Source organism: Oleiphilus sp. HI0080, from assembly GCF_001635135.1.
The window spans coordinates 1-14,459 of sequence record NZ_LWFU01000394.1 but is presented as its reverse complement, the minus strand read 5'-3'; the positions used below and the strand labels follow the sequence as shown (position 1 = coordinate 14,459).

The following is a 14,459-nucleotide window of genomic DNA, read 5'->3' as shown; positions in this document are numbered from 1 at the left end:
ATACTCTTGCCGCCCGGCTGTTCGGTTTACATTGATACCCGAAACCAACTGATTGCAAACTTGAATCTGGACGTGATGGGCTCAGATTACTTCTTTTTGAGCAATATTATGCCGCGAAAAGAAGGGGGCTTGAGTCTGGATCTGAACGAAGAGCACAGCTTTCGGGAGGCGTTCCGAAAAATTCATCAGTCTGCTTATTCTAGCGATGAGGCAAGGCGATATTTGTATGACTTGATGGGTGCGCAGGCGAAGACTGAATTCCCACGCGATGATCGCGTTCAAAAAGTGGTTGAGTCTATTCAAGGCGCGATTGATCATAACCTTCCAATCGAATATTTAGCTAAATCGGTTAGCTTATCTACTCCAAGGCTCGTTCAGTTGTTTAAGCGGCAAACAGGTGTTCCGATTAGGCGTTATCGGCAGTGGCATCGGCTTTTTGTTACTGCGTCACAGATAGGTGAGGGTAAAAATCTAACGGAAGCCGCGCTTGCCGCAGGTTTTGTGGATCTTTCGCACTGTACTAACACCTTTCATCAGATGCTTGGTGTGCGGCCTTCGTATTTCTTGCAGAGACCCGAGGAAATCAAGGTTATCACCCAGCAGGCGTGCGCTTCAGTTGTCGAGGGATGATATGACCTGAACGATTCCTGCACAAAGCGCAGCGATATCACGATCCTCCATCACGTAAGCGGGCATTACGTAAACAAGCTTGCCGAAAGGTCTGACCCAAATGCCTTGCTCTACAAACATGGGCTGAATCTCGGCCATCTTGACCGGCCCTTTTAGTTCCACCACGCCTATGGCACCAAGCACTCGGACTTCAGCAACCATATCTAGATCGCAGCAGGGTGCCAGACCGTTTTCAAGTTGTGAGGCGATGCCTGCAATAAGCGGTTCTAGATCATACTCCATAAGCAAATTTAAACTTGCCAGAGCGGCGCTGCAGGCTAAAGGGTTTGCCATGAAAGTCGGGCCGTGCATGAAAACACCCGGGCTTTGCGATTGGATTGTTTCGGCGATCTCTCGCGTGGTCATCGTCGCGGCCATGGTCATATAACCGCCTGTTAGGGCTTTGCCCATGGTGATGATGTCGGGGATGATGTCGGAATGCTGATACGCAAACATTTTCCCTGTGCGGCCAAAGCCGGTCGCGATCTCATCAAAAATAAGTAAAACGCCGTGCTCATCGCACAGGGTGCGCAGCCGATTGAGGTAATCGGCTGAGTAGAAGCGCATACCGCCAGCGCCTTGAACAATCGGCTCAATAATAACCGCTGCAATTTCTTCACGATGCTGACCGAGTAGGGCGGTCATCTCAGCAATGTCTTGGCCCTTGCAGATGTGGCCGAACGCGGTTTCAGGAGCGGGGGCGAACACATTCTTAGCGAGTGTCTTTTCAAACAAGGAATGCATACCGTTGATGGGGTCGCATACCGACATCGCGCCAAATGTATCGCCATGATAGCCATTACGGACAGTGAGAAAGCGTTGCTTGTTGGGTTTGCCAAGACTAGCCCAGTACTGAATAGCCATTTTCATCGCAACTTCGACTGAAACCGAGCCAGAGTCGGCAAAAAATACCGCCTCTAGGCGTTCGTCATGCAGCTCAAGGAGCTTTTCAGTGAGTTGGATCGCAGGGTCATGCGTTAGCCCGCCAAACATGACATGACTCATTTTTTCTAGCTGTGCATTGAGCGCAGCGTTCATTTTTGGGTGGTTGTAGCCGTGGATGGTACTCCACCACGATGACATGCCATCAATGAGCTCCCGTCCGTCTTTGAGTTTTATTCTGCAGCCACTTGCAGAGTCGACATGGAAGATCGGGTTGTCAGAGCCAATGGCACTGTAGGGATGCCAAATGTGCTGTTTGTCGATATTGATGTCCGTCATGGTGTCGCTCTTTCTCAATTATTTGCGGGTTAGCGTGTTTTATGATTCTGCAATGTCTCTAGTGTTGCCTGAAAGTCTGCCTCGAAAGGGCAGTGTAATTTGAGAGGTTCCCCGCTGACGGGGTGGGTCAAAGACAGATCGCTCGCGGCTAGCATCAATCGCTCACACCCTAACTCTTCGCGAAAAATGCGATTGTGGTTTCCTTTTCCATATTTTACATCGCCTGCAATAGGGTGGCTAATGTGCTTCATGTGGCGACGAAGCTGATGTTTGCGCCCGGTCTTGGGAGCGAGCTCAACATAGCTGTAACGGCAGGTTGGAAAGCGGCCATCGGAGAAAGGCAGTTCGAATGTCTGCAATCGCTGAAGGTGTGTGAGTGCGTTCTTCGCATCTTTGGCATCCGCCTTTTCTTGTTCGCTCTTAAATGCTGCGATCTCTTTCAGTGGGTGATCGATTTCCTGAGTCTCGGCCGTAAAGCCACGAACAATCGCAAAGTAGCGTTTTTGAACTGTCCGGTTCTCAAACTGCTCTGTCACGCGTCGGGCAATATCTGAATCAAGCGCGAACAGTAATAGGCCTGAGGTTGGCTTGTCGAGCCGATGAACCGGGTAAACCCATTGACCAATTTGGTTGCGAAGAATGCGCATTGCATAACGCTTTTCTTGTTTGTCGATTGGAGATTTGTGTACCAGCATTCCTGCAGGTTTGTGAACCGCAATGAGATGCGCGTCCTGAAATAAAATTTCTAGCTTTTCGTCTTCCTGTCTCGAGCGCTCTATCAACGTCGGGTCTTGTGGACTATCTTGGTTCGTTTTGTTCATGCAACAGTCTTTTGATCGCTTAGTTTTAGAGATTCTAACGGTTGTTTGGTACTATCGCGCGGTTAATTTTTACTCTGTACACTCTTTTAAGGAATATCCATGTTCGCAAGCTCTATGCGCCTATCTGCAGTTCTGGCTTCTGTCTTCGTTTTGCTCGCAGGGTGCTCGTCGCAAGAAGACGGTGACGCGCCACAGCAACCGGCGCAAGCGCCGCAAGCCGTTCCGGTAAGCGTGGCAACTGTTTCAGCAATGGAAATGGCCGCCACCAAGGTATACACCGGACGGCTTGAGGCGGACCAGATGGTTGTTCTAAATCCTCAAATTTCTGGGCAAATAAAGCATGTCACGTTTGAAGAAGGCGCGTTGGTAAAACAAGGGGATGTGTTATTTGAAATGCACTCTAGCACCCAGAGTGCGCGTTATAACGAGTTAAGGGCTGAGTTGGAAAGTGCACGCGCTCAGGTTGAGCTGGCGAAAAGAATACTTGATCGAGCCCAGAGCTTGCGTCAGAAGAACTCTTTGTCTCAAGAAGAGCTTGATAATCGAGGTACAGAGTTAACGAAGGCAACCGCGGATGTCGCAGCATTAGAGGCGGCTGTCGCTGGCGCAAAAACCATTCTTAGTTACACCAAAATCAAGGCACCCATTGATGGGCGGATCTCCAGCGCATTTGTGAGCGAGGGCAACTGGATTAATCAGGGGCAAACTCCGCTGACAGAGATTGTATCGACAGAGATTTTTCACGCGTATTTTGATGTAGATGAATCTACTTATTTGGAGCTGCGTAAACTCAGTCAAAACAACCTGAACAACGTCGTGCTGATGGGCATCGGATCTGCTTATGCTTTCCCATTCAAAGGGCGGATTGATTTCGTCGATAACAAGGTGGACGTGACAACGGGCACCATTCGGTTGCGTGCCGAGTTCATTGATAAGGAACAGCAGCTAACAGCAGGCTTGTTTGTGCGTTTGATGTTGCGTGTTGAAGACCCGAAAGAAACCGTCTTGGTGAAAGAAACTGCCATCGCGACCGACCTAAACTCCAAATATGTACTTGTGGTTGATGAGAACGATATGGCGCAGTACCGTCCAATTCAAACGGGGTTGCGTTACGGACCTTTGCGCGCAATTACATCCGGACTCTCGCCAGAAGAGCGCATTATCGTGTCTGGTTTGCAGCGCGTTTTTCCAGGTATGCCCGTGGCGCCTGAAGAGACCACCATGGTCGATGAGGCTTTGCTCGAAGAGCTAAGAAAAGATCAAGCCGCGTTGGTTCAGAACTAGGGAGTAGTAATGAATTTTTCGCAGTTTTTTATTGTTCGACCGATTTTCGCGAGCGTGCTCTCGCTGCTTATTTTTATTGCCGGTTTGATCGCGGTCTTCCAGCTTCCAATTACAGAATATCCTGAGGTTGTTCCTCCTACGGTCGTTGTGAATGCGAGTTATCCTGGCGCAAACCCTGAAACCATGGCGGAAACCGTAGCAACGCCGCTCGAACAAGAGATCAATGGCGTTGAGGGGATGTTGTATATGTCCTCACAAGCCACCTCTGACGGGAGTCTGGCGATCACTGTGACGTTTGAGCTGGGTACCGATGTGGATGATGCGCAGGTGCAAGTTCAAAATCGTGTTGCTCGGGCTGTTCCTCGTTTACCGCAAGACGTGCAGCGTCTAGGTGTGACCACAACAAAATCGTCGCCAGACCTGACGATGGTCGTCCACTTGCTCTCGCCGGACGATCGTTACGACATGCTCTATCTCTCCAACTTTGCCAAGCTGAAAGTCCGTGACGAGCTTGCCCGTTTGGAAGGGGTTGGTAATGCGCTGGTGTTTGGTGCAGGTGATTACGCTGTTCGTATTTGGTTAAATCCGGAAAAAGTCGCGGCGCTAGGTATGACGACGACAGACGTCATTGGCGCGATTCGCGAGCAAAATCGGCAGGCTGCAGCAGGCACGATCGGTGCTCCACCGAGTGCTGAAGACAACCCGTTTCAGTTGTTGATTAAGGTAAAAGGTCGTCTTGAAGGCATTGAAGAGTTTGAGAATGTTGTGTTGCGAGTGGGCGCTAGCGGCGCCATTACACGTCTTAAAGACGTTGCGCGTGTAGAGTTAGGCGCAAACAGCTACGCGCTTCGTTCGTTACTTGATAACAAGCAGGCGGCTGCCATTGCGATCTTCCAGCGTTCAGGCTCGAATGCTATCCAGATATCCAATGACGTTCGCGCGCGTATGGCAGAATTGCAAAGAACGTTTCCTGAGGGCATGGAATACAAAATCGTTTACGACCCGACGGTGTTCGTTCGTGGCTCGATTGAAGCCGTTGTAAAAACCCTGCTTGAAGCGATGCTCTTGGTGGTGATTGTTGTTCTGCTGTTTTTGCAGACATGGCGTGCCTCGATTATTCCTCTCGTTGCGGTACCGGTGTCATTGGTTGGCACCTTCGCGGTCATGCATGTGTTCGGGTTTTCGTTGAATGCCTTGACGCTGTTCGGTTTGGTATTAGCCATCGGTATTGTGGTCGATGATGCGATTGTTGTTGTCGAAAACGTCGAGCGCAATATCGCGCTTGGTCAAACCCCAGTGGAGGCGACCAAAAAAGCGATGCGCGAAGTTACAGGCCCGATTATCGCGACCTCTTTAGTGTTGAGTGCGGTGTTTATACCAACGGCTTTTATTTCAGGTTTGAGCGGGCAGTTCTACAAACAGTTTGCCCTCACCATCGCCATTTCGACCATTATCTCTACCTTTAATTCTTTAACGCTTAGTCCGGCGTTGGCAGCTGTATTGTTGAAGCCGCACGATGCAAAAAAGGATTGGTTGTCACGGGTGATCGATGGGCTGTTTGGCCGTTTTATCTTTGCGCCGTTTAATCGATTCTTTGGTGCGTTAACCAATGGTTATACGTCGCTACTGAAGATTATTGTGCGTATTGCCATTTTTGTGTTGATTCTCTACGCAGGCATGATGGCGGCTACCAAGTACTTGTTTGATACAACGCCAACAGGCTTTGTTCCGCAGCAAGATAAAATGTATTTGATCGCATTCGCCCAGTTACCTGATGCGTCGAGCCTCGATAGAACCGATGCTGTGATTCAGCAAATGGCAGCGATTGCGCTTGAACACCCGGGTATTGAATCTGCGGTCTCTTTTCCAGGCTTATCCCCTAATGGCTTCTCGGTCTCTTCAAACGAGGGGATTGTTTTTGTCACCCTCAAACCCTTTGAAGATCGACAAACGCCCGATATGTCGGCGAACGCCATTGCGGGTGCGCTCAACATGCAATTTGGGGTGATTAGCGATGCCTTTGTTGCGATTTTCCCACCTCCTCCGGTCATTGGTCTGGGCACCACGGGTGGCTTTAAATTACAGATAGAAGATCGTGCGAACTTGGGTTATGAGCGTTTGTATCAGGAAGCGCAAAAGGTGGTGGGTCAGGCATGGCAAACGCCTGAGTTAACGCAAACCTTCTCGTTCTTCCAAGTAAACGTACCCCAGATCGAGATCGATATCGACCGCGAAAAAGCCAAAGTACATGGCGTCGCGATCTCCGATATTTTCGACACCCTGCAAGCTTATATGGGCTCGGTGTATGTGAATGATGTGAATCTCTTTGGTCGAACGTATCAGGTCAGCGTGCAGGCTGATCAGGCATTTCGTGCGGACGAGACACAACTGGAACGACTCAAAGTGCGCAATAAAGACGGCGATATGGTGCCTTTGTCGTCCTTTGTACAAATTCAGCACGGTGCTGGGCCAAACCGTGTCGGTAAGTACAATGGCTATATTGCTGCAGACATTAATGGTCAGGCGGCGCCCGGTTATAGCTCTGGGCAGGCGGAAGAGGCGATTATCAAGATTCTTGATGAGACGCTGCCAAACGGCATGGTTTACGAGTGGACTGACTTGAAGTACCAGCAAATTCTTGCGGGCAACACCATGGTGTATATCTTCCCGCTTGTGGTGTTGTTGGTGTTTCTTGTCTTGGCCGCGCAGTACGAGTCGTGGTCAATGCCAATGGCGATTATTCTCATTGTGCCAACCGTGTTGTTGTCGTCGATGACAGGGGTCGTGCTTTGGGGTTTAGATAACAACATCTTTACCCAAATAGGCTTTATCGTGCTGGTGGGGCTCGCCGCCAAGAATGCGATACTAATTGTGGAGTTTGCGAAAGAAAAAGAAGACGAAGGTATGGCCTTACTTGCTGCGACGCTGGAAGCAAGCAAGCTGCGCTTCAGGCCGATCCTGATGACATCAATTGCCTTCATTATGGGCGTTGTGCCGCTGGTATTCTCAACGGGTGCCGGTGCAGAAATGCGTGAGGCGATGGGGGTGGCCGTGTTCTCCGGAATGATCGGTGTGACGGTGTTTGGCTTGTTGCTGACGCCGCTATTTTACGTGCTCGTGCGGAGGTGGTTCGGTAAGGCTTAAACAAAAAGGCCAGAGTAACAGTGTGTTGCTCTGGCCTTTGTTCTTGATCGCTTCGTTTTAAAACTCTGCCTGCATCACCTTTTCGACAATGCGGTGATAGCTCTCTGGTAACCATCTTCCTGCCCAATCAAATAGGTAGGCATCTTTGCCGATAAGGATCTTATACTTTTTCTTCTTAACGCCATTCAAAATGGTGGTTGCCGCAACATCCGGAGTGGTAAAGGTCAGCTTATCAAACAGTGCGACAACATCTTTTTTGGAATGACTTGGCTTCGCGCCACGATAGAATCGGCCGCTTTTGGCAATGTTGGTTTTGATGCCGCCAGGGTGGACGGTAATTGGCGTAACGTTGGTGTTTTTCAACTCCAAGCGAAGCGCTTCTGTGTAACCTTTTACCGCGAATTTGCTGGCGTTGTAGGCGCCCTGTGTTGGTATGCCGACCAAGCCAAAGACACTAGAGATGTTAACCACAGCTGAGTCATCAGAGCGTTTGAGCAACGGTAGAAACAGCTTTGTACCATGCACCACACCCCAGAAATTGATATCCATTAACCATTCAAAATCTTCATAGGTGGTGTCTTCAACGGTCTGCGACAACGCGACGCCAGCGTTGTTGACGATCATGTCGGCCAAGCCGTATTTCTTATCGACCGCGTCAGAAAACGCTTGCATCTGGTCTTTTTTGGATACGTCTACGAGCATGCTCAGCAAGCGGGTATCATCCAATTTGAGTATGCCAATTGTTTCATCTAGCGCAGCCTGATTTACATCGGAGATAGCCAGTTTGGCGCCTTGTTCCGCAAGTTGCATGGTGAGCGATCGGCCAATGCCGGAGCCTGCACCCGTTACAATGCACACTTTATCTTTGAAATTTTTCATAGTGGAGGACGTTCTTTTAAGTTGTTGTTTGTAGCGTCATGCTAGCACCCGCGCCAAAGTGCTCCAACTCTTGCGGCTAGGAGCAATTTTACTTATTCGGCCATCTTTTCTTTCGGCTTAGAAACACAGCAGTATCTAGTGGAATAGGGAGGTGTGATCGCGCGTCAGAAAATGGAGGTATGGGATGCTTGGAGTACCGTTTATACTTGCCGACGAATGCAAGGTATCTAGTGGTGCGATAAAAAACAGGTGCGAGATGGTAGCAAGAACTAAGTTGGTGTTGGTGGGGATGTTATGGCTGTTGGTTTGCGCCGGCGCCGATGCGAAAGAAAAACTGACTAATGACCCTACAAAGATCGAAACGAAGCTGGGGCTTGGCTATCAAGATGACTGGTCTTTTAGTGGGTCTCTGGCCTTTGATCCAGTGCGGAAAATCAATCTAAGTGTGAAAGCGGATGGTAACGAATGGCGAGGCGGCGGCTCTTGGTTGTTTGATATTGGCATTGTGAATCTAAACTTCGGGCGCACCGAGTTTGACAATGGTAATACCCAAGATTCCTATAGTGTAGGGACATTTTTACCGCTGAGCATTTTTGGTTTTGCGCCCGGAGGTGTACAGATTTTTCCTATGTTCGGATACGCGTATTCCAATGGTGAAACGATCTGCGACACGCGCCCGGAAGACTCGGAGTGCTACGGATTTATTTCACCAGAAGACGGGTTTTTAATCTATATCCCGACTGAAAATCACAGTGGATATATAGGCGCACTTGCGTTAAAGCCGTTAAGTGACGAGTGGACCCTGCTCACCGTTCTCAACTATACCCAAGGTAGTGATGATTTTAACTCTGCATTTGGCGCGCTAGGCGCTGGTTACACGTTAAATAAGCGCCACTCTATGAGCTTGATGGCCTTCTCGGTGGATAATACCTATGGCGATAAATCGGGTATTGGTGCGTCCTACAAATACGCATTTTAAGGGCGCGTTCTTCGGGCTTTCTATGTGCTTGTGAAGCAGCTAGAAGACTCTGAAGAAGATCACGCCTATTGGCTAGAGCCGCAACTCGGGTTGATTGACAAGATGGGCCTACCAAACTATTTGCAATCACAGATCTAACAAATACTGGCGCAAAAGCCCCGCACAGATGTGGGGCTTTTTTGTTTGTGGTCGGTGAGTCGTATGCAAACAAAAGCAGAACTAAGTCTTCCCCGTAGGCTTCAGGCAAAGGGGCGGTGCATACTAGACGGGTTATGCTTCGCCATCACGCGCGTAGCCTCTGAAAGAATAAATAGTCTTACCAAACATTAGAGGCTCCCGCTTAAGCAGGCGAACCTTGTTACCCTTGGCATAGTATTTAGATCTAGGAATGACGACGAAAACCTGTTCGCCGTTGTCTAGGGTAACGACTAACTTTAACGTATGACCTTCTTCATGTTGCCTCGCAGTTAAAGAGGCGACAATACCTTCGACCTGCGATTGATCACCAAGAAGTGGCATCGTTAACGCTGCAACTACGAAAGCTATAACCCCGAGAATTGACGTCCATTTTGCGACGTTCCTGAAACGCTGACGTCTCAGATATTGGTCTATCTTTTTATTCGTTTCATTCATACAGAAAAAGCACACCACCGCGCTAAAGGGCAGGGTGTTGTGGGGGCTGAGGGTTAGAGATCCTCGGCTACCCGATTTAAATCATTATTCATAGTGATAACGGCAAGAGATAATTGTTAACTTATTATCGTCAACAGCATAAACCAATCGATTGCTATCATCTATGCGCCTGGACCAAAAACCTGCCAAGTTTTCTTTGAGCGGTTCTGGCTTGCCTATACCCTCAAAAGGGCTGCGTTGTGTATCGGTTATGAGTTTATTGATACGTTTAAGTGTTTTCTTATCTTGGCCTTGCCAATATAAATAATCAGACCAAGCCGCCTTGGTCCATGCCAATATATCAATCATTGAGCAATCCATGCTCCTCGGCTTTACCTGCACGATATTGTTGGATTGATTTACTTAGATGAGCTGCATTTGCGGGACTCTTGAGCAAGTGCACGGTTTCCATTAGCCCATTAAATTGATCAAGTGACATAACGACAGCATCCTCTGCGTCACGTCTTGTGATAACCGTATAATCAGCATCATCTACCACCTGATCTAATACACTTTTAAGCTGATTTCTAGCTTCGGAGAAATTAACAACTTTCATAATCACCACTCTATATGTACAATTTATAAGACAAGTATATCCTGTTCTATATATTGTGCAAGTATGAGCTACTAATAAGATTTAACGCCAAGCTAAGCGGCAAAAGCTGCGTAGCAGTTTTTGTCCTTGCTTGAGCGCCTTGTTATGCATTATTTTCCTGCTTTACCGGCTTCAAGAATTGGGAGGCCAGCTTCGGTGGGGATGTATATGCGCTCTCCTTTACCGTCTTGAAGCCCCTTAATCCAGACGTACCTGAGATATTCTTCGTTGTTTTTGAGTGACTCACCAATAATGCGGTTGGCTTCTGCTGCGGCTTTGGCTCGCTCAATGTCGGCTGCGCCTTCAGCTTTTGCGCGGACAATTTTTGCCTTGCCCTCTGCTTCGGCTAATGTGACTTTTGCCTTTGCTTGCATTAGAGCGGCTTGCTCTCTTGCTTTGGCTTCTTCTATGAGTATTTGTTTAGACCATTCAGCTTCTTTTAGTGCTGCCCGGCCATTTAATTCCATTTTATATACGTTGTATTTTGGCCAAGCCCAAAAAGCTAACACGATAGCAATTAGCCCTACGACGACAAGAAATACTAATGAGCCTAATGCTAGTGCCTGTCTATTTTGATACATCTATCTCTCCGTTGTGATGCATAACGCCTGCAGCTGCGGCCGAGCGAAGCGAGGTCCAGCCCAAGGTTCCCTTGGGCGATGCAGGCTGCACTTGTTACATGCCTGTGATTAGTTGGATAAGCTACCATAGATCGCGTTACATCCTTGTTTTGACCATAACCGCTCGTTTACCAAGCGCCAATCATAGTTAAGCTCTTTGGTTAGCTTCTTTTTCTCATCTTTATACTGAGGCCCAACTTCGGAAAAACCCTTTAGCATAAATCCAACAAAAACATCCTTACCCATTATATCTAGGAAATATTCGGTAGATTCGTTTTTTGATGCGCTTTCTAACACAAGCATGTTTTCTACATTTTTTATCATCGCTTTGTAGAAAACTTTAATGGCTTCTTGCGCCTTTTCATCAGAAGTGAAGTTACCTAAAGCCACATCAGCGCACTTTGCATAATCCAAAGTAACTTGTGCCAAACGTTCGGTCTCTTTGCTTTCTGCATATGCATTCAATGAAGCACTAGCAAAGAAAATTATCGCGAATAGACTTCGTAGCATGTTGTCTCCTTTGAGCATGTAACGCCTGCCACAAGGGCTTGGGTAAATTGGCGGGGTTTTTGCGTCTTTTTGCAAAAACAGTGTCGATTTACCCAAGTCCGCTTGCTGGCACTTGTTATATTTTATTTTCGCTGAAAATCCAGAGATTCACCGTCTTCAATAGTGCCGTTCAGGTTGTCATCAAACTGCAATGTAAGCACATCGCCAGATACTTGCGCAAAAAGAGTGGTTAGACCATTTGCGGCATCCGTAAGACCGGTATCCCCATTACCATCAAATATCTGAGTAACCGTCAGTTCTCCGGTTGAATTATTTCTGGTATACGTACCCCATTCCATGCCCGATGGCTCGCCACTTACATCAATTGGTGCTTCTTCATCTACCTCTAGATGAACATAGGTACCGTCTGCAAAGAATACAAAAGCCAACAAATCATTATCGGTGAGATCGGTAGTCCATATGCCTGTAATGTTTGAATTTGCTACAAAATCCTCACCCGCATCGACCAATGTATCTTCAAAGTGAGCTATCGCATCATTTTGGGATATGAGTACAGTGTTCGTGGAACCTGAGTTTGCCACTAGCGTTGTCACGGCAGACGATGATTCAAAATCAATTATTGATAATTCAAAACCAACTGGTGTAGCTACAGTTTTTGCTGCGTCGGCTATTGTAATCCCATTGTCAGGATTTCCATCTTCATCTAGCGATTGAAGCAACCTAATAATATTAACAACCATTGAATCAGAGGTGTCGTCGCTATCAGCCAAATCCAGAGGTGTCACTGTACCTTTTGCGGTAACAGGTGGTAATTCAAGATCGCCGATAAAGAAAGTAACCGTTTCACCCTCAATGTAGTCGTATTTGCCATCGGAATTTGTAACGCCTTCTAAGGTTTCCGTCCTATAGCCAATATTGGCAACGGCACTATCTAAGAAAACACCTGTTTTAGTATTGGTTGAGCCATTGTTACTTGAGGATGAACTACCTCCCCCACATGCAACTAATCCAGCACATAGCCCTACTAGTAAAATACTATTTTTCATCGTTGTACTCCGTTTGGTTGGTTTAAATATAACGCTTGCAGCATGCGCGCCCACGAAATGGAGCCGAGGGCGCAATGTAGTGGGCGTCGCCGTGCCTGCACTGGTTATGTGCTTGGACTACTGGGCACATGATTGTAGCGAAAAAATGAAAAGTCCAAACCATACATTACCAAGCAATATCAGCAACTTGATTGCACCGCGAGCAAACGCGGGAATATTTTGATAGCGGCATAAATATCCAATGACGACCCATTGCACCGCCAGCCACACAGCTGAGAAATACAAAATACCTTTGTGGCACTCTATGTCAGAAGTGGTGAAATAAGCATACCACCAACCCGAAACCATACCCGTAGTGAGAAGCACGAGAAGCGCGCAAGACAGCAGGTTGCGCCAACGCGGATACTCCGTGCTTAAAAGCTTTTCCTTCGCTTCGGTCAACTTTTCCGTCACTCAAATCCCTTCACGATCTGCCACATAACAGTTGAATATACGTCTCGCGACGCACGTCTTACGACGGTATATTTTTTTGATTGTTGTTCCTTACTTACTTGGTAGGTCCAACCTTCCTTGAGCTTCTTATCCTAAGTTGAAAAGTGTCGTTTTGGAAGTGCGTCTCGCGACGTATATCCCAATTCAGCGTACGTTTTTTTAAATCAAAAATTCTAATTGATTCAATGGTTTAAGCGGGCGTGACGCTTTTGCTTGTTTTTAAGCGTCGCAGAGACGTAAAACGGATTGGCTTTCGCTTAACAGCGGGGCTCTTCATCCGAAGCGTTCGTCGAGCTGCCAGTCAAGGGACAATAATCGGATAGGTACTAATAAACCCTCTAAAGTCCGCTTTCGATGAACAGGCATTGAGCTGTCACAGCGAAGCAGACGTGAGCGATGCCTTGAAGCAATGCCTTAAAGCAATGCCTTAAAAAGAGCTGTGCATTTGGCGTTGCGCGAAGATAGAACGCGTTACCAGCGCGAGAACTGGTGCTCGACGAAACCCCAGACGCCCTCAAGTACGATGTCGTTTTTGCCGGGTAATTTGATAACACCATGAAACTGGCCAAATATTTGGTGGAAGTTGGTCGCTAAAACAAACAGGTTGAGCTCTTCGCTATGCTTGCCGACTGGCTGAAAGCGCAGATCGACGCTGCCATCGCGCGACAGTGCCCGCCATTCACCCAGCATGTGGTCGCGGCTGTAATCGAATTGTACTTGCGGTAGCTCGATACATTCGGAACCTAGCCAAATGCAGTTTTCGGAATAGCCGGTTTCGTTCACTCCCCAGCTTATATTCAAGCCAAGCGCAGGACGCTTTTCCGTCGGGGGCAAGCTAAAGCATGCCCAGTTCCAAAAGGTATCACGGCGCATAAATCCGGCTGAAAAATCGTGGTGTCCATAACAGTGAACATCGTTCAGGTTGATCTGGCCAAGCGCGCACTTCAGCGTGCCTTGCACTGGCAGCGCAGCGGTTTTCTGTGCGTATACCCAGCCATTTACCGCACATGGTGTGCAGAGGCTCTGGGTTTGATAGTCAGCCGGCTCATCCATCCATGCATCGATTTGAAGCTCGGCCCCAAAATCAATAGATAGATGTTTTCTTCGTGTTCCATCGTTGTTGAGCGTGTATCGCTGAGAGGCCGCTTTGTTGGCTTTTTCGAAGCGGCTAATGCCATTGTCAGTGCGGTCGCTCATGCTCATGCCTATCGACAATGGTTGCTTGAACTGCCATGTCAGCATCTTGTTATCGGATGGACGGAAAACATAAACAAAGCAAGCCCCAATATATCGGATGTCGGCAAATGCACAGCCAAAAATAAGGTCTTCACCGATCGCACCAAAATACTGAAATTGCTTGTAAGCAAAGTGTTTTTTTAGAGCGCTAGCCGGTTTGTTCATCACCGTTCGAAAGTCGAAATCTTGGCCGTTAATTTGGTTTACCGGCGCTTCGAAATGGCCATGACGGAATTGACCATCTGCGTCTACCAGCTGTTCTATTTGTTTTTTCATGGTGATATGTCGGGT

Annotated in this window: 15 protein-coding genes and 1 pseudogene; 5 read left to right on the top strand and 11 right to left on the bottom strand. The window is 47.9% G+C overall.

Features of this window, described 5'->3' with window-relative positions:
* Positions 1-630: helix-turn-helix domain-containing protein (locus A3751_RS06980; RefSeq protein ID WP_156492297.1), on the top strand; the 630-nt coding region annotated here is incomplete at its 5' end.
* Here A3751_RS06980 and bioA read toward each other — a convergent pair.
* Together bioA and A3751_RS06970 are read right to left on the bottom strand one after the other, a co-directional pair.
* Positions 613-1,890, bottom strand: a complete 1,278-nt coding sequence (gene bioA, locus A3751_RS06975) for an adenosylmethionine--8-amino-7-oxononanoate transaminase (RefSeq protein ID WP_068453739.1) — start codon at positions 1,888-1,890, stop codon at positions 613-615. The two genes, A3751_RS06980 and bioA, sit on opposite strands and share 18 nt — an antisense overlap.
* 29 nt (positions 1,891-1,919) lie before the next feature.
* Positions 1,920-2,711, bottom strand: coding sequence for a pseudouridine synthase (locus A3751_RS06970; protein ID WP_082863101.1), 792 nt, complete (start codon positions 2,709-2,711; stop codon positions 1,920-1,922).
* Positions 2,712-2,810: 99 nt separating this feature from the next.
* On the opposite strand from A3751_RS06970, the gene A3751_RS06965 reads away from it, so the two are divergent.
* The gene (locus A3751_RS06965; RefSeq protein WP_068453737.1) at positions 2,811-3,995 is read left to right on the top strand and encodes an efflux RND transporter periplasmic adaptor subunit; all 1,185 of its coding nucleotides are present in this window, start codon (positions 2,811-2,813) and stop codon (positions 3,993-3,995) included.
* Between the two features lie 9 nt (positions 3,996-4,004).
* Complete coding sequence (locus A3751_RS06960) at positions 4,005-7,139, top strand: efflux RND transporter permease subunit (RefSeq protein ID WP_068453736.1); 3,135 nt, start codon at positions 4,005-4,007, stop codon at positions 7,137-7,139.
* Between the two features lie 57 nt (positions 7,140-7,196).
* Here the strand turns inward: A3751_RS06960 and A3751_RS06955 are convergent, their stop codons facing one another.
* Entirely contained in the window at positions 7,197-8,018 is an 822-nt protein-coding gene (locus A3751_RS06955; RefSeq protein ID WP_068453735.1) for an SDR family oxidoreductase, read from the bottom strand.
* A 256-nt stretch (positions 8,019-8,274) separates the two neighbouring features.
* Here A3751_RS06955 and A3751_RS06950 point away from each other — a divergent pair, with 256 nt between their 5' ends.
* Entirely contained in the window at positions 8,275-8,997 is a 723-nt protein-coding gene (locus A3751_RS06950; RefSeq protein WP_068453746.1) for a hypothetical protein, read from the top strand.
* A 24-nt stretch (positions 8,998-9,021) separates the two neighbouring features.
* Positions 9,022-9,135: pseudogene (locus A3751_RS23445) on the top strand (bacterioferritin); the annotation flags it as partial.
* A 132-nt stretch (positions 9,136-9,267) separates the two neighbouring features.
* Here the strand turns inward: A3751_RS23445 and A3751_RS06945 are convergent.
* The 8 genes from A3751_RS06945 to A3751_RS06910 all read right to left on the bottom strand — a co-directional run.
* Complete coding sequence (locus tag A3751_RS06945; protein ID WP_156492296.1) at positions 9,268-9,516, bottom strand: hypothetical protein; 249 nt, start codon at positions 9,514-9,516, stop codon at positions 9,268-9,270.
* Positions 9,517-9,714: 198 nt separating this feature from the next.
* A complete protein-coding gene (locus A3751_RS06940) occupies positions 9,715-9,978 on the bottom strand; it encodes a Txe/YoeB family addiction module toxin (protein ID WP_068520968.1) in 264 nt (87 codons plus the stop codon).
* Positions 9,971-10,225 (bottom strand): type II toxin-antitoxin system Phd/YefM family antitoxin, encoded by a 255-nt coding sequence (locus A3751_RS06935; protein ID WP_068453729.1) that lies wholly within the window; start codon positions 10,223-10,225, stop codon positions 9,971-9,973. The genes A3751_RS06940 and A3751_RS06935 overlap by 8 nt, the downstream gene beginning before the upstream one ends.
* A gap of 149 nt (positions 10,226-10,374) precedes the next feature.
* Complete coding sequence (locus A3751_RS06930; protein WP_068453728.1) at positions 10,375-10,845, bottom strand: hypothetical protein; 471 nt, start codon at positions 10,843-10,845, stop codon at positions 10,375-10,377.
* Positions 10,846-10,953: 108 nt separating this feature from the next.
* Entirely contained in the window at positions 10,954-11,490 is a 537-nt protein-coding gene (locus A3751_RS06925; protein ID WP_082863099.1) for a hypothetical protein, read from the bottom strand.
* Positions 11,491-11,516: 26 nt separating this feature from the next.
* A complete protein-coding gene (locus tag A3751_RS06920; protein ID WP_068453727.1) occupies positions 11,517-12,440 on the bottom strand; it encodes a hypothetical protein in 924 nt (307 codons plus the stop codon).
* A 117-nt stretch (positions 12,441-12,557) separates the two neighbouring features.
* The gene (locus A3751_RS06915; protein ID WP_068453723.1) at positions 12,558-12,893 is read right to left on the bottom strand and encodes a hypothetical protein; all 336 of its coding nucleotides are present in this window, start codon (positions 12,891-12,893) and stop codon (positions 12,558-12,560) included.
* 510 nt (positions 12,894-13,403) lie between these two features.
* A partial coding sequence (locus A3751_RS06910; RefSeq protein WP_231876856.1) for a DUF2804 domain-containing protein occupies positions 13,404-14,459 on the bottom strand: 1,056 nt, incomplete at its 5' end.

Coding starts and splice junctions, on each gene's coding strand:
- A3751_RS06965 (WP_068453737.1), top strand. CDS start 2,811: ATGTTCGCAAGCTCTATGCGCCTATCTGCAGTTCTGGCTTCTGTCTTC.
- A3751_RS06920 (WP_068453727.1), bottom strand. CDS start 12,440: ATGAAAAATAGTATTTTACTAGTAGGGCTATGTGCTGGATTAGTTGCA.
- bioA (WP_068453739.1), bottom strand. CDS start 1,890: ATGACGGACATCAATATCGACAAACAGCACATTTGGCATCCCTACAGT.
- A3751_RS06955 (WP_068453735.1), bottom strand. CDS start 8,018: ATGAAAAATTTCAAAGATAAAGTGTGCATTGTAACGGGTGCAGGCTCC.
- A3751_RS06970 (WP_082863101.1), bottom strand. CDS start 2,711: ATGAACAAAACGAACCAAGATAGTCCACAAGACCCGACGTTGATAGAG.
- A3751_RS06960 (WP_068453736.1), top strand. CDS start 4,005: ATGAATTTTTCGCAGTTTTTTATTGTTCGACCGATTTTCGCGAGCGTG.
- A3751_RS06930 (WP_068453728.1), bottom strand. CDS start 10,845: ATGTATCAAAATAGACAGGCACTAGCATTAGGCTCATTAGTATTTCTT.
- A3751_RS06940 (WP_068520968.1), bottom strand. CDS start 9,978: ATGATTGATATATTGGCATGGACCAAGGCGGCTTGGTCTGATTATTTA.
- A3751_RS06935 (WP_068453729.1), bottom strand. CDS start 10,225: ATGAAAGTTGTTAATTTCTCCGAAGCTAGAAATCAGCTTAAAAGTGTA.
- A3751_RS06945 (WP_156492296.1), bottom strand. CDS start 9,516: ATGCCACTTCTTGGTGATCAATCGCAGGTCGAAGGTATTGTCGCCTCT.
- A3751_RS06950 (WP_068453746.1), top strand. CDS start 8,275: ATGGTAGCAAGAACTAAGTTGGTGTTGGTGGGGATGTTATGGCTGTTG.